This window comes from Microbacterium sp. SD291 (assembly GCF_017355365.1).
GTDB lineage: Bacteria > Actinomycetota > Actinomycetes > Actinomycetales > Microbacteriaceae > Microbacterium.
Genome location: NZ_JADIJR010000007.1, coordinates 109142 through 124792, shown reverse-complemented (window position 1 = coordinate 124792; position 15651 = coordinate 109142). Strand labels below are relative to the sequence as shown.

The window sequence follows — 15651 nt, the reverse complement described above, 5'->3', positions numbered from 1 at the left end:
GCTGTCCGCCGACCCCGCCCTCACCGCGCGCTAGGGCGGCGGGCTGTTCCCGCATCAGCCGATGGCGGTGGTTATCGGATCCCGCCCCGCCCCCGACGACGCGGCCGTGCGCCGGCACCCGCACCCCCCGCTCTTCTACGACACCCGTGATCTGCGGGCCGTCGTCGCCGACCTGCACGCCCGCGGCATCCAGACCGTCTTCGTCGAGGGCGGGCCGACGCTGGCCAGCGCCTTCCTCTCGGAGGGCCTGTTCGACCGCGTCCTCGCCTACATCGCGCCCGTGCTGCTGGGCGGCGACAAGCTCGCCCTCACCGACATCGGCGTGCCCACCATCGATGCCGCGCGACGGCTCAGGGTCGACGAATGGCTGCCGCTCGGGCAGGACCTGCTCGCAATCGCGCACCCCGCGCACACCACGGAAGAAGGAGCCGCCTGATGTTCACCGGAATCATCGAGGAGATCGGCGAGATCACCGCGATCACGCCGGCCGGCGACGGCTGGCGCCTCACGGTGCGCGCGCCGAAGGCCGCCGCGGACGCCGTGCACGGCGAGTCGATCGCGGTCTCCGGCGTGTGCCTCACCGTGGTCGGCTCAGGTGCCGACACGTTCGACGCCGACGTGATGAAGCAGACCCTCGACGTCGCAGCGCTCGGCGGAGCCGCCGTCGGCACCCGCGTGAACATCGAGAAGGCGATGCCGGTGGGCGCGCGCCTCGGCGGTCACATCGTGCAGGGGCACGTCGACGGCACCGGCGAGGTGCTCGAGGTGCGCCCCGGCGCCCAGTGGAGCGTGCTCCGGGTCAGCCTCCCCGCGGACCTCGCCCCGCTCGTGGTCGACAAGGGATCGATCTCGGTCGACGGCACCTCCCTCACCGTCAGTGCGGTCAGCGCGCCGAGCCCTTCGACGAGCTCAGCGACCCATGACCAGGCGACCCCGAACCGGCACTGGTTCGAGGTCTCCCTGATCCCCGAGACCCTGGCAGCCACCACTCTCGGCTCGCGCGCCGTCGGCGATCGCGTGAACCTGGAATCAGACATCCTCGCCCGTCACGTCGAGCGCCTGCTCGCGTTCAGAGCGGCAGAGTCCGCCGCACCGGAAGGAGGCTCGCTGTGAGCCTTTCCACCATCCCCGAGGCCCTCGAGGCGCTGCGCGCCGGACGGCCGGTGCTGGTCGCCGACGATGAGAACCGCGAGAACGAGGGCGACGTCATCCTCTCCGCCGAGCTCGCGACACCCGAGTGGGTCGCATGGACCGTGCGGTGGTCGTCCGGCTTCATCTGCGCGCCGATGCCGACGGATCTCGCCGACAGCCTGAACCTGCAGCCGATGGTGGCGGCGTCCGAGGACGCACGATCGACGGCGTACACGGTGAGCGTCGACGCCGCTGACGGCGTCACCACCGGGATCAGCGCGCACGACCGTGCGCACACGCTGAACGTGCTGGCGAATCCGGCGTCGACCGCCGGCGACCTCATCCGCCCCGGCCACGTCCTCCCCCTCCGTGCCGTCGACGGCGGCGTGCGGGAGCGCAGCGGGCACACCGAGGCCGCCGTCGAGCTCATGAAGCTCGCCGGCCTCCGCCCGGTAGGCGCGATCGCCGAGGTCGTCGCGGAGGACGGCAGCATGATGCGGCTGCCCGGGCTGCTGGAGCTCGGCGCCCGCGACGGGGTGCCGGTGATCACGATCGAGCAGCTCGTCGCCCACCTGAACGAGATCGACCCGCAGGATGCCGCGACGTCGACGCGCGGCCGGAGGGTCAGCCTCCGCGCCGACGCGACCGTCCCGACGACGCACGGCACCTTCCGGTTCCTCGCGTACAAGGACCGCATCACCGGCACCGATCACATCGCCGTCGTCTCCGGCGAGCCAGGCGAGACCGCGCTCGTCCGCGTGCACTCGGAATGCCTGACCGGTGAGGCCTTCGGCTCGCTCAAGTGCGAATGCGGGCCGCAGCTGGACGCCGCGCTCAAGATCATCGAGACCGATGGCGGCGTCGTGATCTACATGCGCGGGCATGAGGGCCGGGGCATCGGGCTGATCAACAAGCTCCGCGCCTACAGCCTGCAGGAGGACGGCCTCGACACGGTCGACGCCAATCTCGCACTCGGCCTCCCCGCCGACGCCAGGGAGTACGCGGCAGCGGCCGGCATCCTCGCCGATCTCGGGATCTCGAAGGTGCGCCTGCTGACCAACAACATCGACAAGGTCAACCAGCTGCGCGAACTCGGACTCGACGTCGTCGAGCAGGTCCCCCTGATCGTGGGCGTCGGCCCGAACAACCACCAGTACCTCGAGACCAAGCGTGACCGGATGGGTCACATCATCGGCGAATCAGAGCTCGCAGCGGCTCTCGCCAGCGGAAAGGACGACGAATGAGCGGCGCCGGAGCACCTCAGGCCGGGAACATCGACGGGCGCGGACTGAACGTCGTCATCATCGCCGGCACCTGGCACGAGACGATCTCGAACGGCCTGATCGCGGGCGCCGAGCGCGTGCTCGACGCCGCGCAGGCGACGCACCGGCTGGTGCGCGTGCCCGGCTCCTTCGAGCTGGCGGTCGCCGCCCAGGCCGCATTCGCCGGTGGCGCGGATGCCGTGGTGGCACTGGGCGTGATCATCCGCGGCGGCACGCCGCATTTCGAATACGTGTCGGCGGCGACGACCGACGGCCTCACCCGCGTCGCGCTGGACTCCGGAAAGCCGGTCGGCTTCGGCGTGCTCACCCTCGACGACGAGCAGCAGGGTCTCGATCGCGCCGGTATCGAAGGCTCGAAGGAGGACAAGGGCGCGGAGGCGGCTGATGCCGCACTGCGCACCGCCCTCGTGATCAAGGATCTCCGCGGCTGACGCCCACGCGCTGAGGCTCTCCTACCTGGCGGCGGATGCAGCCGCTGGCGTACGGTGAGGGCATGGAGACCCTGCGCCACATCGTGCTGTTCGTCCACCTCATCGGCTTCGCCGTGCTCTTCGGCTCGTGGGCGGTGCAGGCGTTCGGCGGGAAGCGGCAGTTCGCGACGATCATGGAGTACGGCCTGCTGATCGCCGGGGTCGCCGGGCTCGCGCTCGCCGCGCCGTGGGGCCTGCCCGATGGCGCCGAGCCGAACTACGTGAAGATCGGCATCAAGCTCGTCGTCCTGATCGCCATCGGCGGACTGGTCGGCAGCGGCCTGAGCCGACAGAAGCGCGGAGCGGCGGTCCCGCCCGCGGTGTTCTGGCTGGTCGGCGTCCTCACCCTGGTGAACGCCGGCATCGCCGTTCTCTGGCGCTGACGCTCAACGGGACCGCGGCGGCGCCGTGCTGCCGCGCACGACGAGCTCCGTGCCCACCAGCGGCGTGCGCAGCCGCTCGCCGCTGTCGAGCTCTGAGAGCAGCGCATCCACCGCGAGCGCGCCGACGCGCTCCGGATGCTGCTGCACTGTGGTGAGCGGCGGCCACAGCTGCGCGGCATCCGGCAGCCCGTCGAATCCCACGATGCTGACGTCGCCTGGAACGTCTCTTCCGCCTTCGCGGAAGGCGCGCAGCACGCCGATGGCCATCTGATCGTTGGCGACGAAGACCGCCGTGACGTCGTCGATCCCGCGCAGGCGCAGCCCCGCCCGGTAGCCGGACTCCGCGCTCCAGTCGCCCTGCAGCGGCTCCGGCACGACCCGGCCGTGCGCCTCGAGCGTGGCGCGCCAGGCGTCTCGGCGCCGCTCGGCGGAGTACGACCTCGCGGCTCCCGCCACGTGCCAGACCGTCCGGTGCCCGAGCTCGAGAAGATGCTCGGTCGCGAGAGTGGCGCCCTGCGCCTGATCGGTGTCGACGAAGGCGACCTCGGTGCCACGGTTCGAGTCGACGAACACGACGGGCATCGCTTCCGGGATCTCCACATCGGCCTCGTCGAGCTGGTGCGCCTCGATCACGATGATGATGCCGTCGACCGCGTGCTCCTCGAGGCGGCGGAACGCGCCGGCCACGGTGTCGGTCGCGCTCGACTCGACGGGGATCAGGGTGAGGGCGTATCCCATCTGCGAGGCACGGACGGCGATCGCATCGAGGGTGCGCTGGTTGCCGTAGGAGCTGAACGAGAACATGACGACGCCGATGGTGCGGAAGCGCCCTGAGCGCAGCGCCCTGGCCGCGCTGTTGGGGCGGTAGCCGAGGCTGTGCATCGCCGCCTCGACGCGGGCCCTGGTGTCGGCTCCGACATAGCCGCGGGCGTTGACGACGCGCGAGACGGTCTGCCCCGACACGCCGGCCTCGCGCGCGACATCCTCCATCGAGGGCTCGCGACGACGGTGTGCGGGCTCTGCGGGCTGCTCCAAGGACACGATCAACCATCCATTCATATGTTGACGTTGACACACTACCAGCGGATCGCTTATGTTGACGTTGACACATGGCGCACCCGACGCCCGAACTGGAGAAGGCCTCGTCGATGACGACTGATATCAACGCAGCACTCGGAGCCCCCGGCATCCGACGCCGCGACACGCGCGATTGGAAGGGCTGGGCGTTCGTCGGCCCCTTCATGGTCGTGTTCACCCTGGTGTTCCTCACCCCGCTCGCCTACGCGCTGTACCTGAGCTTCTTCCAGGAGAAGCTCATCGGCGGCACCTCGTTCGTCGGGCTCGAGAACTACGTCCGCGCCCTCACCGACCCGCAGTTCTGGGAGGCGTTCGGGCGGGTGGTGCTGTTCCTCGTCGTGCAGGTGCCGATCATGCTCGCGCTCGCACTCGGGGCAGCTCTCGCGCTCGACAGCGCGCGCCTGCGCGGAGCATCCTTCTTCCGCATCCTGATCTTCCTGCCCTATGCCGTGCCTGCAGTCGTGGCGGTGCTCATGTGGGGCTACATCTACGGCGACCAGTTCGGCCTGACCAGCAACATCAACGACCTGCTCGGCTTCGAAGCGGTCACGCCGTTCGCGAAGGAGTGGATGCTGCTCTCGATCGGCAACATCGTGACGTGGGAGTTCGTCGGCTACAACATGCTGATCTTCTACTCCTCGCTGAAGACGATCCCGACAGAGATGTACGAGGCCGCGTCCCTCGACGGCGCCGGCGCCTGGCGGACGATCTTCTCGATCAAGATCCCGTCCGTCCGCGGGGCGCTCGTGATCGCGACGATCTTCTCGATCATCGGCAGCTTCCAGCTGTTCAACGAGCCGAACATCCTGCGCCCGCTCGCGCCGAACGTGATCACGACGTTCTTCACGCCCAACATGTACGCGTACAACCTCTCGTTCGCGGGGCAGCAGTTCAACTACGCCGCGACGATCGCCATCATCATGGGCGTCATCACCGCAGTCATCGCCTACGTCGTGCAGCTGCGCGGCTCGAAGTCGGAGGTGCGCTGAGATGGCACTCCCCCTCACCCGTTCCGCGCCACGACGCCACGACCCGATGAATCCGCGGAAGTCGAAGACGCTGCTGATCGTCATGATCGCGTACGCGCTCTACACGCTGGTGCCGCTCGTCTGGCTGCTGTTCAGCGCGACCAAGACGCAGGCCGGGCTGTTCAGCTCGTTCGGCCTGTGGTTCGCCGACGACTTCGCGTTCTTCGACAACCTGGTCGCGACCTTCTCCTACCGCGACGGCATCTTCCTGCGCTGGCTGGGCAACACGCTGCTGTACGTGGTCGTCGGGGCCGGCGGCGCGACGCTGCTCGCGACCATGGCCGGCTACGGACTCGCGAAGTTCCGCTTCCCCGGGCGGCGCGCGGTGTTCGCGGTCGTGCTCGGTGCCGTCGCCGTGCCCGGCACCGCCCTCGCCGTGCCGACCTTCCTGCTGTTCAGCGAGCTCGGGCTGACGAACACGCCGTGGGCCGTGATCATCCCCTCGCTGATCAGCCCGTTCGGCCTGTACCTGATCTGGGTGTTCGCCTCGGAATCGGTCCCGACCGAGCTGCTGGAGGCCGCGCGCATCGACGGCGCCGGCGAGTTCCGCACGTTCTTCACGATCTCGATGCGGCTGCTCGCCCCCGGCATCGTGACAGTCGCCCTGTTCACGGTCGTCGCGACCTGGAACAACTACTTCCTGCCGCTGATCATGCTCTCCGACCCCGCCTGGTACCCGCTCACCGTGGGCCTGAACCAGTGGAGCGCGCAGGCGATCGGCGCCGGATCCCAGCCGATCTACAACCTCGTGATCATGGGGTCGCTCCTGACCATCATCCCGATCGTCATCGCCTTCCTGCTGCTGCAGCGCTTCTGGCAGTCGGGCCTCACCGCGGGAAGCGTCAAACAGTGATCCCGCACCTCCGCACCACGACGTCGGCCCGAGGCTGGGCCGCACCCTCCCGAAAGGACACAGCAATGAAGCACCTTCCCTCCCCCGCAGCAAGGCGCACCCTCGCCGCATTCGCGGCGGGCACCGTGGCCGCGCTCGCACTGGCCGGCTGCAGCGCCGGCGGCGCAGGAACCGGCGGCGACAGCGCCGGCGGCGACGGCACGTTCGCCTCCGTCGAGGCCGCGCTCGAGAAGGGCGGCGAGATCACCTACTGGTCATGGACCCCGTCCGCCGAGGCGCAGGTCGAGGCGTTCCAGAAGGAGTACCCGAACGTCACGGTGAACCTGGTAAACGCCGGCACCAACAACGAGGAGTACACCAAGCTCCAGAACGCGATCAAGGCCGGCTCCGGCGCCCCCGATGTGGTGCAGGTCGAGTACTACGCCTTCCCGCAGTTCGCTCTCACCGACGCCTTCGTCGACCTGTCCCAGTACGGCTTCGGCGACTTCGAGGACGACTACACCGCCTCCACCTGGAACTCGGTCACCGGCGGCGACGCCATCTACGGCCTGCCGCAGGACTCCGGCCCCATGGCGCTGTTCTACAACAAGGCGGTCTTCGACGCTGCGGGCGTCGCCGTGCCGACCACGTGGGACGAGTACTACGACGCCGCCAAGGCGATCCACGCGGCGAACCCGAACGCGTACATCACCAACGACACCGGCGACGCCGGCTTCGCCACGTCGATGATCTGGCAGGCCGGCGGCCAGCCGTTCGCGACCGAGGGCACCGACGTCACGATCGACCTGCAGGACGCAGGCTCTGCGAAGTGGACCGAGAACTGGAACCGCCTCGTCGAAGAGGACCTGCTCGCCCCGTACGGCAGCTGGAGCGACGAGTGGTTCCGCGCCCTCGGCGACGGCAGCCTCGCGACGCTCGTGATCGGCGCGTGGATGCCGGGCAACCTGATCACCGGCGCCCCCGACGGCGCCGGAGACTGGCGCGTGGCGCCGATGCCGACCTACGACGGCACCCCGGCGAGCGCCGAGAACGGCGGCGGCGGTCAGGCCGTGACGAAGCAGAGCGAGAACCCCGCCCTGGCGGCCGGGTTCCTGTGGTGGCTGAACAACTCCGAGGAGAGCATCTCGATCTTCCTCGAGTCCGGCGGCTTCCCGTCGACGACCGCCGAGCTGTCGAGCGAGGAGTTCCTCGCCGACGCCCCGGAGTACTTCGGCGGCCAGAAGATCAACGAGGTCCTCGCCGCGGCGGCCGACGACGTCGTCGAGGGCTGGAGCTACCTGCCCTACCAGGTGTACGCGAACAGCATCTTCGGCGACACCGTCGGCCAGTCGTACCAGAACGGCACCGACCTGAACGACGGCCTCACCTCCTGGCAGGACGCGCTCGTCGAGTACGGCAACGCGCAGGGCTTCGCCGTCAACAAGTAATCCCCCGACGGGCGTGCCGGGTCCCCTCCCAGGGGTCCGGCACGCCCACCCTCGTATGAAAGCACTGCCACGAACGTGACCTCCTTCTCCATCGGCGACACCGATTTCCTCCGCGACGGCCGCCCGCACCGGGTGATCTCCGGCGCCATCCACTACTTCCGCGTGCACCCGGACCAGTGGCAGGACCGCATCCGCAAGGCGCGGCTGATGGGGCTGAACACGATCGAGACCTACGTCGCGTGGAACGCCCACGAGTCGCGTCGCGGAGAGTGGGATGCGACCGGCTGGAACGACCTCGGGCGCTTCCTCGACCTGGTGCACGGCGAAGGACTCGACGCGATCGTGCGCCCGGGTCCGTACATCTGCGCCGAGTGGCACAACGGCGGCCTGCCCGTGTGGCTCACCGGCGGCGAGCGCGCGCTGCGCTCCTCCGACCCCTCGTACCTGGCGGACGTCTCCGAGTACCTCCGCCGCGTCTACGAGATCGTCGCACCGCGTCAGATCGATCGCGGCGGCCCCGTCGTACTGGTGCAGATCGAGAACGAGTACGGCGCGTACGGCGCCGACAAGGCCTATCTCGCATCTCTCGTCGCGGTGACGAGGGATGCCGGCATCACGGTGCCCCTCACGACGGTGGATCAGCCCGTCGATCAGATGCTGGAGGACGGCAGCCTCCCCGAGCTCCACAAGACCGGCTCGTTCGGGTCGCGCAGCGCCGAGCGCCTCGCGACGCTCCGCCGGCACCAGCCGACCGGACCGCTCATGTGCTCGGAGTTCTGGGACGGCTGGTTCGACTGGTGGGGCGGGGTGCACCACACCACCGAGGTGGAAGCCGCTGCCTCAGACCTCGACGAGCTGCTCGCGGCCGGCGCATCCGTCAACATCTACATGTTCCACGGCGGCACGAACTTCGGCCTCACCAACGGCGCGAACGACAAGGGCAGGTACCTGCCGCTGATCACGTCCTACGACTACGACGCGCCTCTCGACGAGGCGGGGAACCCGACCGCCAAGTTCTTCGCCTTCCGCGAGGTCATCGCCAGATACGCGCCGGTTCCCGACGAGCTGCCGGCCGCGGCCGCCCCCGCTCCTGCGCTGACGGTGCCGCTCACCTCGGCCGGTGCATGGACGGATGCCGCGGCATCCGCCGCCCTCGCCGATCGACCGCAGACGTTCGACGAACTCGGCCACCTCAGCGCGCTGATGCGCTACGACGTCGAGCTCCCCGATGCGGCCGGCGGACTGCTCGTCGTGGAGGAGGTCCGCGACCTCGCCTGGATCGCGGTCGACGGCGTGCGCGCCGGCACGCTCTCCCGCACCCGCCACGACCGCGCGATCGTCATTCCGCCCGGTCGCATGCTGAGCGTGCTCGTCGAGGATCAGGGCCGCGTCAACTACGACCACCGACTCGGCGAGGAGAAGGGCCTGGTCGGAACCGTGACCCTGAACGGCACGCCCCTCACCGGCTGGCGCTCGACGCCGCTCGACGTGGCGGAGATCGCCGCAGGGCTCGCTGCCGGCAGTGCGGCAGACGCCACCGCGAACAGCGCCGGACCCACCGCCTGGACCGGCGTCTTCGAGCTGGGCGCGCAGAGCGACCTCTTCCTCGACACGGATGCCTGGAGCAAGGGCTTCGCGTTCGTGAACGGCTTCTTCCTCGGCCGGTACTGGCGCAACGGCCCGCAGCGCACCCTGTTCGTCCCCGCGCCCGCCACCAGGATCGGCGAGAACGTGCTGGTGGTGCTCGAGCTCGAAGAGCTGGTGTCCGCGCAGGCGGCGTTCGTCCCCGCCCCCGCGCTCGGCGTCACCTCGGAGTGAGCCGACGCGCTGCCGCGAAGTTCGCCTCGCCGTAGCGCCGGGATCCCTCAGTACCGGGCCGTGATCGAGCGGGTCGTGCCGTCGACGGTCATCGTCCCGCCGTACGGCAGGATCCACTGCGGCCGCGTGTGTCCGAAGGGCACGCCGATGCAGACGACCGCCTCCGGGTTGTAGCGGCCGACGACGTCGACGACCGCATCGCGCTGCGCATCGCGGAGCACGCGCGCCTCGGCAGGCGGCGGGCGGAACTCGAAGTCGCTGACCGGCGGACGCCCGACGACGACTCCCGCGACGGCACCGAGGATGCCGCGCTCCCCCAGTCCGCGCAGCCATCGGGCGACCCAGCCCGCCGGCGGTCGCTCCTCACTCGTCTCGAGGAGCAGGATGCCGCCGTCCAGCGAGTCCGCGGACGGCAGCCGATCCGCGAATGCGAGCCCGTCGAGCACCTCCAGGCACCCTCCCCAGGTGCGCCCCCGCACGCGGACGGCGGGGCCCGCCCAGCTCCACTCCTCCGTCGCGACGCGGTCGCCGTACTCGGTCAGCGCGCGAGGATCCTCCCAGCGGCGCCCGACGTCCTCCGACTCGCCCGGATCGGTGATCTCGAGCGTGCCGCCGTCGAGCAGCGCCGCCCGCAGCGAGCGCAGGTGGATGTCGTCGACCGCAGGACCGGGGCCGAGATGCACGGCCGTCGACCCGCCGTGGAAGGAGCGGATGCCGAGCCCCCAGAGCCAGTTCAGGATGTTGGTGTTGTCGCTGTACCCGATGAACGGCTTGGGGTCGGCCAGCGGCAGCGACGCATCGAGGTGCGGCACGACGAGCAGCTGATCGTCCCCGCCGATCGTCGCGAGGATCGCCCGGATGCCCGGGTCTGCGAAGGCTGCGTTCACGTCGGCGGCCCTGGCCTGCGGACTCGCCCCGAGAAGACGGGTGGTCGGGTACTCGACCGGGGTCAGCCCGGTGACCTCGCGCAGGCGCCGCAGCGCCTGCTCGTGCAGCTCAGGCGCGACGGCGGGCGCGGCGAAAGCCGGCGACAGGACGGCGACGCGGTCGCCGGGGACGAGTCGGGGTGCGGACAGCATCCGGCCAGTCTGGCATCCGCTGACCCGCGCCCTACCGCATTTCACGCGAGTTCGCACCCGGTTGTCCGTTTCCGGGCGCGCCCGCTAGACCGGGAGATGCACCCTCCATCGGGGACGGCCCCCGATGGGACTTTGGAAAAGGGGAGGTAGAGTCATGGACTGGTCCGGATTCGGAGTCGGAATCGGCGGGATGCTCGCCGGCATCGGGAACTTCGTCCTGCAGTTGATCGTGTTCCTCGTCATCCTTCTGATCGGATGGCTCATCGCCAAGAGCGTCGCCAAGGCGCTCGAGTTCCTGTTCAAGAAGATCGGCTTCCAGCGTCTGCTCGACAGAGCCGGAATCACGCGGCTTCTCGCGCCGACCGGCATCGATCCGCTCACGCTCGTGGTCAAGCTGGTCTACTACTTCATCCTGCTGATCGCGCTGCTGCTGGCGCTCGGCGCGTTCGGTCCGAGCAATCCGGTCTCCGGCATCGTCGAGGAGATCATCGCCTGGTTGCCCCGTGTCTTCGTGGCGATCATCATCGTGATCGTGGTCGCGGCGATCGCGAACTTCGTCGCCGACATCATGCGTCCGGCTCTCGCGAAGTTCCGCTTCGGGCCGGTGCTGACCCGGATCGTGACCATCACGATCATCGCGATGGGCGTGATCGCCGCGCTCAACCAGATCGGCGTCGCGGTCACCGTGACCATGCCCATCCTGATCGCCGTCCTCGCAGCCGTCGTCGGCATCGCCGTCGTCGGCATCGGCGGCGGACTCATCGGGCCGATGCGCTCGAGGTGGGAGAACTGGCTCGGCACGATGGAGTCCGAGCTGAAGTCCGCGCCGTCCGGTTCCGCCGCGCAGACTCGGAGGGCTGCGCCGCACGCACCGCCTGCGCAGTCGTCGACGACGCTGCCGCCGACGACTCCGCCGACCACGACCGACGTGCCGCCCACTCCGCCCACTCCGCCGGCACCTGCCGTCTGAGCCCAGGCACCCGGATCACCGCACCGCACCCGCGGTGCGGTGATCCTTCATGCGCACCAGGCTCCCCGCGCACAGCCCATGCACAGGATCCGCACCGGCAGGAAGTACGGTCGAAGTACCCCCAACAGATCGAGGTTCCCTGCATGTCCCGCACGGCATCCACCCGCGGTCGTCGACGCGGCGCACACCAGGAAGGCCCTCGCGCCACCTTCCGCCAGCTCCTGCCCTTCCTCCTCGAGCACAAGCGCACGCTGGTCGTCGTCACGGCGCTCAGCATCGTCGGTGCGGCCACCTCGCTCGTGCAGCCTCTGCTCGTCGGCCGGGTGATCGAATCGGTGCAGGCGGGCGACACCTTCGGCACGCTCGTCTGGCTCCTGATCGGCTTCGTGATCGTTTCGTCGATCATCTCCGGCTATCAGCACTACCTCCTCCAGCGCACCGGCACCGCGGTCGTGCACTCGAGTCGCCGAAAGCTCATCTCCCGCATCCTGCACCTGCCGATCAGTGAGTTCGACGCGCGGCGCACCGGTGATCTGGTCTCACGCGTCGGCACGGACACGACCCTCCTGTACGCCGTGCTCACCCAGGGCCTGGCGGATGCCCTCGGCAACGCGATCCTGTTCCTCGGCGCTCTCATCGCGATGCTCGTGATCGACCCGGTGCTGCTCCTGCTCATCGTCGTCGTGATCGGCGCGTCCGTCGTCACGGTCGTGGCGCTGAGCGGCCGCATCCGCGAAGCCTCCACCGCCCAGCAGGAGAAGGTGGGCGAGCTCGCGTCAGGCGTGGAGCGCGCGGTCGGCTCGATCCGGACCGTCCGCGCGTCCGGCGCGTCCGACCGCGAGGCCACGGCCGTCTCGCAGCTCGCGGCCGACGCATACGGCATCGGTGTCCGCATCGCGAAGATCTCGTCCCTCGTGGTGCCCGTCGCCGGCATCGCCCTGCAGCTCTCGCTGCTCGTGGTGCTCGGCGTCGGCGGCTTCCGCGTCGCGGACGGGACCATCACGATCGCGGCGCTCATCACCTTCATCATGTTCCTGTTCATGCTGGTGATGCCCCTCGCATCCACGTTCGGGGCGATCACCTCGGTCAACCAGGCGCTCGGGGCGCTCGGACGCATCCAGGAGGTGCTGGACCTTCCGACCGAGACGCAGCAGGATGCCGCGACTGCGGCCGCTCTCCCCCGCGAGGAACCGGATGCGGATGCCCCCGCCATCGAGTTCCGCGACGTGCGCTTCCAGTACCCGGAGAACGTCGTCGAGGCCCGCGCGGCCGCCGCGAAGGAAGCGCACAGCCTTCTCGCCGACGCGCACCTCGAGCGGTCGACGGCCTCAGCCACCCCGGAGCCGGGAGCGGACCGCGAGGTGCTCCGGGGAGTGTCATTCGCAGTGCCGCGGGGTGCGCGCGTCGCCCTGGTGGGGCCGAGCGGCGCGGGCAAGAGCACGATCCTCTCCCTGCTCGAGCGCTTCTACGACCCGACCGGAGGCTCGATCCGGCTGCACGGCCACGACGCGCGCACCTATCCGCGCGACGAGCTCCGCGCGCAGTTCGGCTACGTCGAGCAGGACGCGCCGACGCTCGCCGGCAGCCTGGCCGACAACCTGCGCCTCGCCTCGCCCACGGCATCCGACGCCGACTGCGAGCGCGTGCTGCGCGCCGTGAACCTCGGTGACGTCCTCGAGCGCAGCCCGCTCGGCCTCGGCGCTCCGGTCGGCGAAGACGGCGTGATGCTCTCCGGCGGAGAGCGCCAGCGGCTCGCGATCGCTCGGGCCCTGCTGACCGATGCGCCGATCCTGCTGCTCGACGAATCGACGTCGTCACTCGACGGCGTGAACGAGCAGCGGATGCGTGCGGCGATCGACGCCGCCTCCTCCGATCGCACGCTCGTCGTGATCGCGCACCGCCTGTCGACCGTGATCGACAGCGATCTCATCGTCGTGCTGCAGGACGGCGCGGTCGTCGGCCGGGGCACGCACGCCGAACTGGTCGAATCGACTCCGCTGTACCGGGATCTCGCGCGCCACCAGCTGCTCGCCTGACGGCGCCGGACATCTGCCGGCGCCGGAACAGCGCGAAGGCGGGATGCCGGAGACCACTCAGCCATGGGTTCGTCTCCGACATCCCGCCTTCGCGGGATGGAAGGGCGCCGTATCCCCCGATGCCGGCGCCCCGTCTGTGTCAGGCGTTCGTGAGCCTGTAGCGGAGCGAAGCGAGCTCCGAGCGCAGCGCCGCCGGGACGCGGTCGCCGAAGGTGTCGTAGAAAGCCTCGGTCAGGTCCGCCTCCGTCTTCCATGCCTCACGGTCGACGGTGAAGAGCTCCTCGAGATCTTCGGCCGGGATGTCGAGGCCCTCGAGGTTGAGGTCCTCGATACGCGGCAGACGGCCGATCGGGCTGTCGACGGCGGGGACATCGCCGGAGATGCGGCGGATGATCCAGTCGACGACGCGCGAGTTGTCACCGAATCCGGGCCACAGGAACCGGCCGTCGGAGCCGCGGCGGAACCAGTTGACCTGGAAGATGCGGGGCGCCCTGTCGAAGCGCAGGCCACGGCCCACCTTCAGCCAGTGGCCGAAGTAGTCCGCCATGTTGTACCCGCAGAACGGCAGCATCGCGAACGGATCGCGTCGCAGCTCGCCGACCTTGCCCTCGGCGGCCGCCGTGCGCTCGGAGGAGATGTTCGAGCCGAGGAACACGCCGTGCGTCCAGTCGGTCGCCTCGACCACCAGGGGCACGTTGGTCGCGCGGCGACCGCCGAACAGGATGACGTCGAGCGGCACGGCCGACTCCCAGTCCTCCGAGATCTGCGGGCACTGCGCGGCCGACACCGTGAAGCGCGAGTTCGGGTGCGCCGCGGGGCGACCGGAGTCCGGCGTCCAGGGGTTGCCCTCCCAGTCGATGAGCTCGGCGGGGGCCTCGTCCGTCAGGCCCTCCCACCACACGTCGCCGTCAGGGCGCAGCGCCACGTTCGTGAAGATCGTGTTGCCCCACAGCGTCTCGACCGCGGTGACGTTGGTCGACTCGCCGGTGCCGGGAGCCACGCCGAAGAACCCGGCCTCCGGGTTGATCGCCCACATGCGGCCGTCCTCACCGGGACGGATCCAGGCGATGTCGTCGCCGAGGGTCTCGACCCTCCAGCCGGGGACGGTCGGGCGCAGCATCGCGAGGTTCGTCTTGCCGCAGGCCGACGGGAACGCCGCGGCCACGTGGTAGGCCTTGCCGGCGGGGTCGATCACGCGGATCAGGAGCATGTGCTCGGCGAGCCAGCCCTCGTCGCGGGCGATCACGGACGCGATGCGCAGTGCGAAGCACTTCTTCGCCAGGATCGCGTTGCCGCCGTAGCCCGAGCCGAAGGAGTACACCTCGAGGGTCTCCGGGAAGTGCACGATGTACTTATCGTCGTTGCACGGCCATTCGACATCGGCCTCGCCCTGGGCGAGAGGTGCGCCGACCGAGTGCACGGTCTTGACCCACGGGGCGCCGTCGGCGATCTGACGGGTGACGGCATCGCCGACACGGGTCATGATGCCGATCGAGGCGACGGCGTAGGCGCTGTCGGTGACCTGGACTCCGATGTGCGAGAGCGGGCCGCCGACCGGACCCATCGAGAACGGCACGACGTACATCGTGCGCCCGCGCATGGATCCCTCGAAGATCTCGTTCATCTTCTGGCGCATCTCGGCCGGCGGCGCCCAGTTGTTCGTGGGGCCGGCGTCCTCCTCGCGCTCCGAGGAGATGAAGGTGCGGCCCTCGGTCCGGGCGACGTCGCTCGGGTGCGAGCGGGCGAGGTAGGAGCCGGGACGCCACTCCGGGTTCAGCTTGATGATCTTGCCCTCGTCGACGAGGCCGCGCAGCAGCCAGTCGTTCTCGGCACGGGATCCGTCGACCCAGTGCACGGAGGCGGGCTGGGTGAGTGCGGCGATCTCATCGACCCATGCGGCCAGCTCCGCCATCGCGGGGGTGTCATAGGTCGGTGCCGTCCCGAACGTGCGCGCGGATGAGACGGATGCTGCGCGGGGAGTGAAAACTTCGGCGATGGCCATGACTGCTGCTCCTTTGAAGTGGGGGGCGTTGCATCCATCTTCTTCCGGTTGATCGTCGACTTTCGGCGATTCAAGTGGGTAAGAACTTTAATTC

General features: G+C 69.6%; 14 protein-coding genes. 11 read left to right on the top strand and 3 right to left on the bottom strand.

Annotated elements, in window-relative coordinates:
* Positions 1–61: 61 nt before the first annotated feature.
* The 5 genes from IPV10_RS06165 to IPV10_RS06145 all read left to right on the top strand — a co-directional run bounded on the left by IPV10_RS06165 (position 62) and on the right by IPV10_RS06145 (position 3267).
* On the top strand, positions 62–436 hold the full coding sequence (locus IPV10_RS06165; protein WP_242684694.1) for a dihydrofolate reductase family protein: 375 nt from the start codon (positions 62–64) through the stop codon (positions 434–436).
* Positions 436–1113, top strand: coding sequence for a riboflavin synthase (locus IPV10_RS06160; RefSeq protein ID WP_207481571.1), 678 nt, complete (start codon positions 436–438; stop codon positions 1111–1113). Before IPV10_RS06165 ends, IPV10_RS06160 begins: the two co-directional genes overlap by 1 nt.
* Complete coding sequence (ribA, locus tag IPV10_RS06155) at positions 1110–2375, top strand: GTP cyclohydrolase II (protein WP_207481570.1); 1266 nt, start codon at positions 1110–1112, stop codon at positions 2373–2375. Before IPV10_RS06160 ends, ribA begins: the two co-directional genes overlap by 4 nt.
* Positions 2372–2845, top strand: coding sequence for a 6,7-dimethyl-8-ribityllumazine synthase (gene ribH / locus IPV10_RS06150; RefSeq protein WP_207481564.1), 474 nt, complete (start codon positions 2372–2374; stop codon positions 2843–2845). Before ribA ends, ribH begins: the two co-directional genes overlap by 4 nt.
* Before the next feature lie 62 nt (positions 2846–2907).
* Positions 2908–3267, top strand: a complete 360-nt coding sequence (locus IPV10_RS06145) for a Fe-S protein (RefSeq protein WP_207481562.1) — start codon at positions 2908–2910, stop codon at positions 3265–3267.
* A gap of 3 nt (positions 3268–3270) precedes the next feature.
* Here IPV10_RS06145 and IPV10_RS06140 read toward each other — a convergent pair whose 3' ends face one another.
* Positions 3271–4257, bottom strand: a complete 987-nt coding sequence (locus tag IPV10_RS06140) for a LacI family DNA-binding transcriptional regulator (protein ID WP_207481583.1) — start codon at positions 4255–4257, stop codon at positions 3271–3273.
* Positions 4258–4415: 158 nt separating this feature from the next.
* On the opposite strand from IPV10_RS06140, the gene IPV10_RS06135 reads away from it, so the two are divergent.
* The 4 genes from IPV10_RS06135 to IPV10_RS06120 all read left to right on the top strand — a co-directional run bounded on the left by IPV10_RS06135 (position 4416) and on the right by IPV10_RS06120 (position 9470).
* Positions 4416–5333 carry a carbohydrate ABC transporter permease gene (locus tag IPV10_RS06135; RefSeq protein ID WP_207481561.1) on the top strand — a complete coding sequence of 306 codons (918 nt, stop codon included), beginning with the start codon at positions 4416–4418 and terminating at the stop codon, positions 5331–5333.
* A gap of 46 nt (positions 5334–5379) precedes the next feature.
* The gene (locus IPV10_RS06130; protein WP_207481582.1) at positions 5380–6225 is read left to right on the top strand and encodes a carbohydrate ABC transporter permease; all 846 of its coding nucleotides are present in this window, start codon (positions 5380–5382) and stop codon (positions 6223–6225) included.
* 65 nt (positions 6226–6290) lie between these two features.
* Positions 6291–7652, top strand: coding sequence for a sugar ABC transporter substrate-binding protein (locus IPV10_RS06125; RefSeq protein ID WP_207481558.1), 1362 nt, complete (start codon positions 6291–6293; stop codon positions 7650–7652).
* 75 nt (positions 7653–7727) lie between these two features.
* Complete coding sequence (locus IPV10_RS06120; protein WP_207481556.1) at positions 7728–9470, top strand: beta-galactosidase family protein; 1743 nt, start codon at positions 7728–7730, stop codon at positions 9468–9470.
* A gap of 47 nt (positions 9471–9517) precedes the next feature.
* Here IPV10_RS06120 and IPV10_RS06115 read toward each other — a convergent pair whose 3' ends face one another.
* A complete protein-coding gene (locus IPV10_RS06115; protein WP_207481551.1) occupies positions 9518–10549 on the bottom strand; it encodes a S66 peptidase family protein in 1032 nt (343 codons plus the stop codon).
* A 154-nt stretch (positions 10550–10703) separates the two neighbouring features.
* On the opposite strand from IPV10_RS06115, the gene IPV10_RS06110 reads away from it, so the two are divergent.
* Both IPV10_RS06110 and IPV10_RS06105 read left to right on the top strand, forming a co-directional pair.
* Positions 10704–11519, top strand: coding sequence for a hypothetical protein (locus IPV10_RS06110; RefSeq protein WP_207481545.1), 816 nt, complete (start codon positions 10704–10706; stop codon positions 11517–11519).
* Between the two features lie 143 nt (positions 11520–11662).
* Complete coding sequence (locus IPV10_RS06105) at positions 11663–13555, top strand: ABC transporter ATP-binding protein (RefSeq protein WP_207481544.1); 1893 nt, start codon at positions 11663–11665, stop codon at positions 13553–13555.
* Between the two features lie 139 nt (positions 13556–13694).
* Here IPV10_RS06105 and IPV10_RS06100 read toward each other — a convergent pair whose 3' ends face one another.
* Complete coding sequence (locus IPV10_RS06100; RefSeq protein ID WP_207481542.1) at positions 13695–15557, bottom strand: phosphoenolpyruvate carboxykinase (GTP); 1863 nt, start codon at positions 15555–15557, stop codon at positions 13695–13697.
* Positions 15558–15651 lie beyond the last annotated feature (94 nt).

Excerpts from the sequence above, each read along its gene's own strand:
- ribH (WP_207481564.1), top strand. The coding sequence starts at position 2,372 with ATGAGCGGCGCCGGAGCACCTCAGGCCGGGAACATCGACGGGCGCGGA.
- IPV10_RS06145 (WP_207481562.1), top strand. The coding sequence starts at position 2,908 with ATGGAGACCCTGCGCCACATCGTGCTGTTCGTCCACCTCATCGGCTTC.
- IPV10_RS06110 (WP_207481545.1), top strand. The coding sequence starts at position 10,704 with ATGGACTGGTCCGGATTCGGAGTCGGAATCGGCGGGATGCTCGCCGGC.
- IPV10_RS06100 (WP_207481542.1), bottom strand. The coding sequence starts at position 15,557 with ATGGCCATCGCCGAAGTTTTCACTCCCCGCGCAGCATCCGTCTCATCC.
- IPV10_RS06160 (WP_207481571.1), top strand. The coding sequence starts at position 436 with ATGTTCACCGGAATCATCGAGGAGATCGGCGAGATCACCGCGATCACG.
- IPV10_RS06125 (WP_207481558.1), top strand. The coding sequence starts at position 6,291 with ATGAAGCACCTTCCCTCCCCCGCAGCAAGGCGCACCCTCGCCGCATTC.
- IPV10_RS06135 (WP_207481561.1), top strand. The coding sequence starts at position 4,416 with ATGACGACTGATATCAACGCAGCACTCGGAGCCCCCGGCATCCGACGC.
- IPV10_RS06105 (WP_207481544.1), top strand. The coding sequence starts at position 11,663 with ATGTCCCGCACGGCATCCACCCGCGGTCGTCGACGCGGCGCACACCAG.
- IPV10_RS06130 (WP_207481582.1), top strand. The coding sequence starts at position 5,380 with ATGAATCCGCGGAAGTCGAAGACGCTGCTGATCGTCATGATCGCGTAC.
- IPV10_RS06140 (WP_207481583.1), bottom strand. The coding sequence starts at position 4,257 with ATGGAGGATGTCGCGCGCGAGGCCGGCGTGTCGGGGCAGACCGTCTCG.
- IPV10_RS06115 (WP_207481551.1), bottom strand. The coding sequence starts at position 10,549 with ATGCTGTCCGCACCCCGACTCGTCCCCGGCGACCGCGTCGCCGTCCTG.
- IPV10_RS06165 (WP_242684694.1), top strand. The coding sequence starts at position 62 with ATGGCGGTGGTTATCGGATCCCGCCCCGCCCCCGACGACGCGGCCGTG.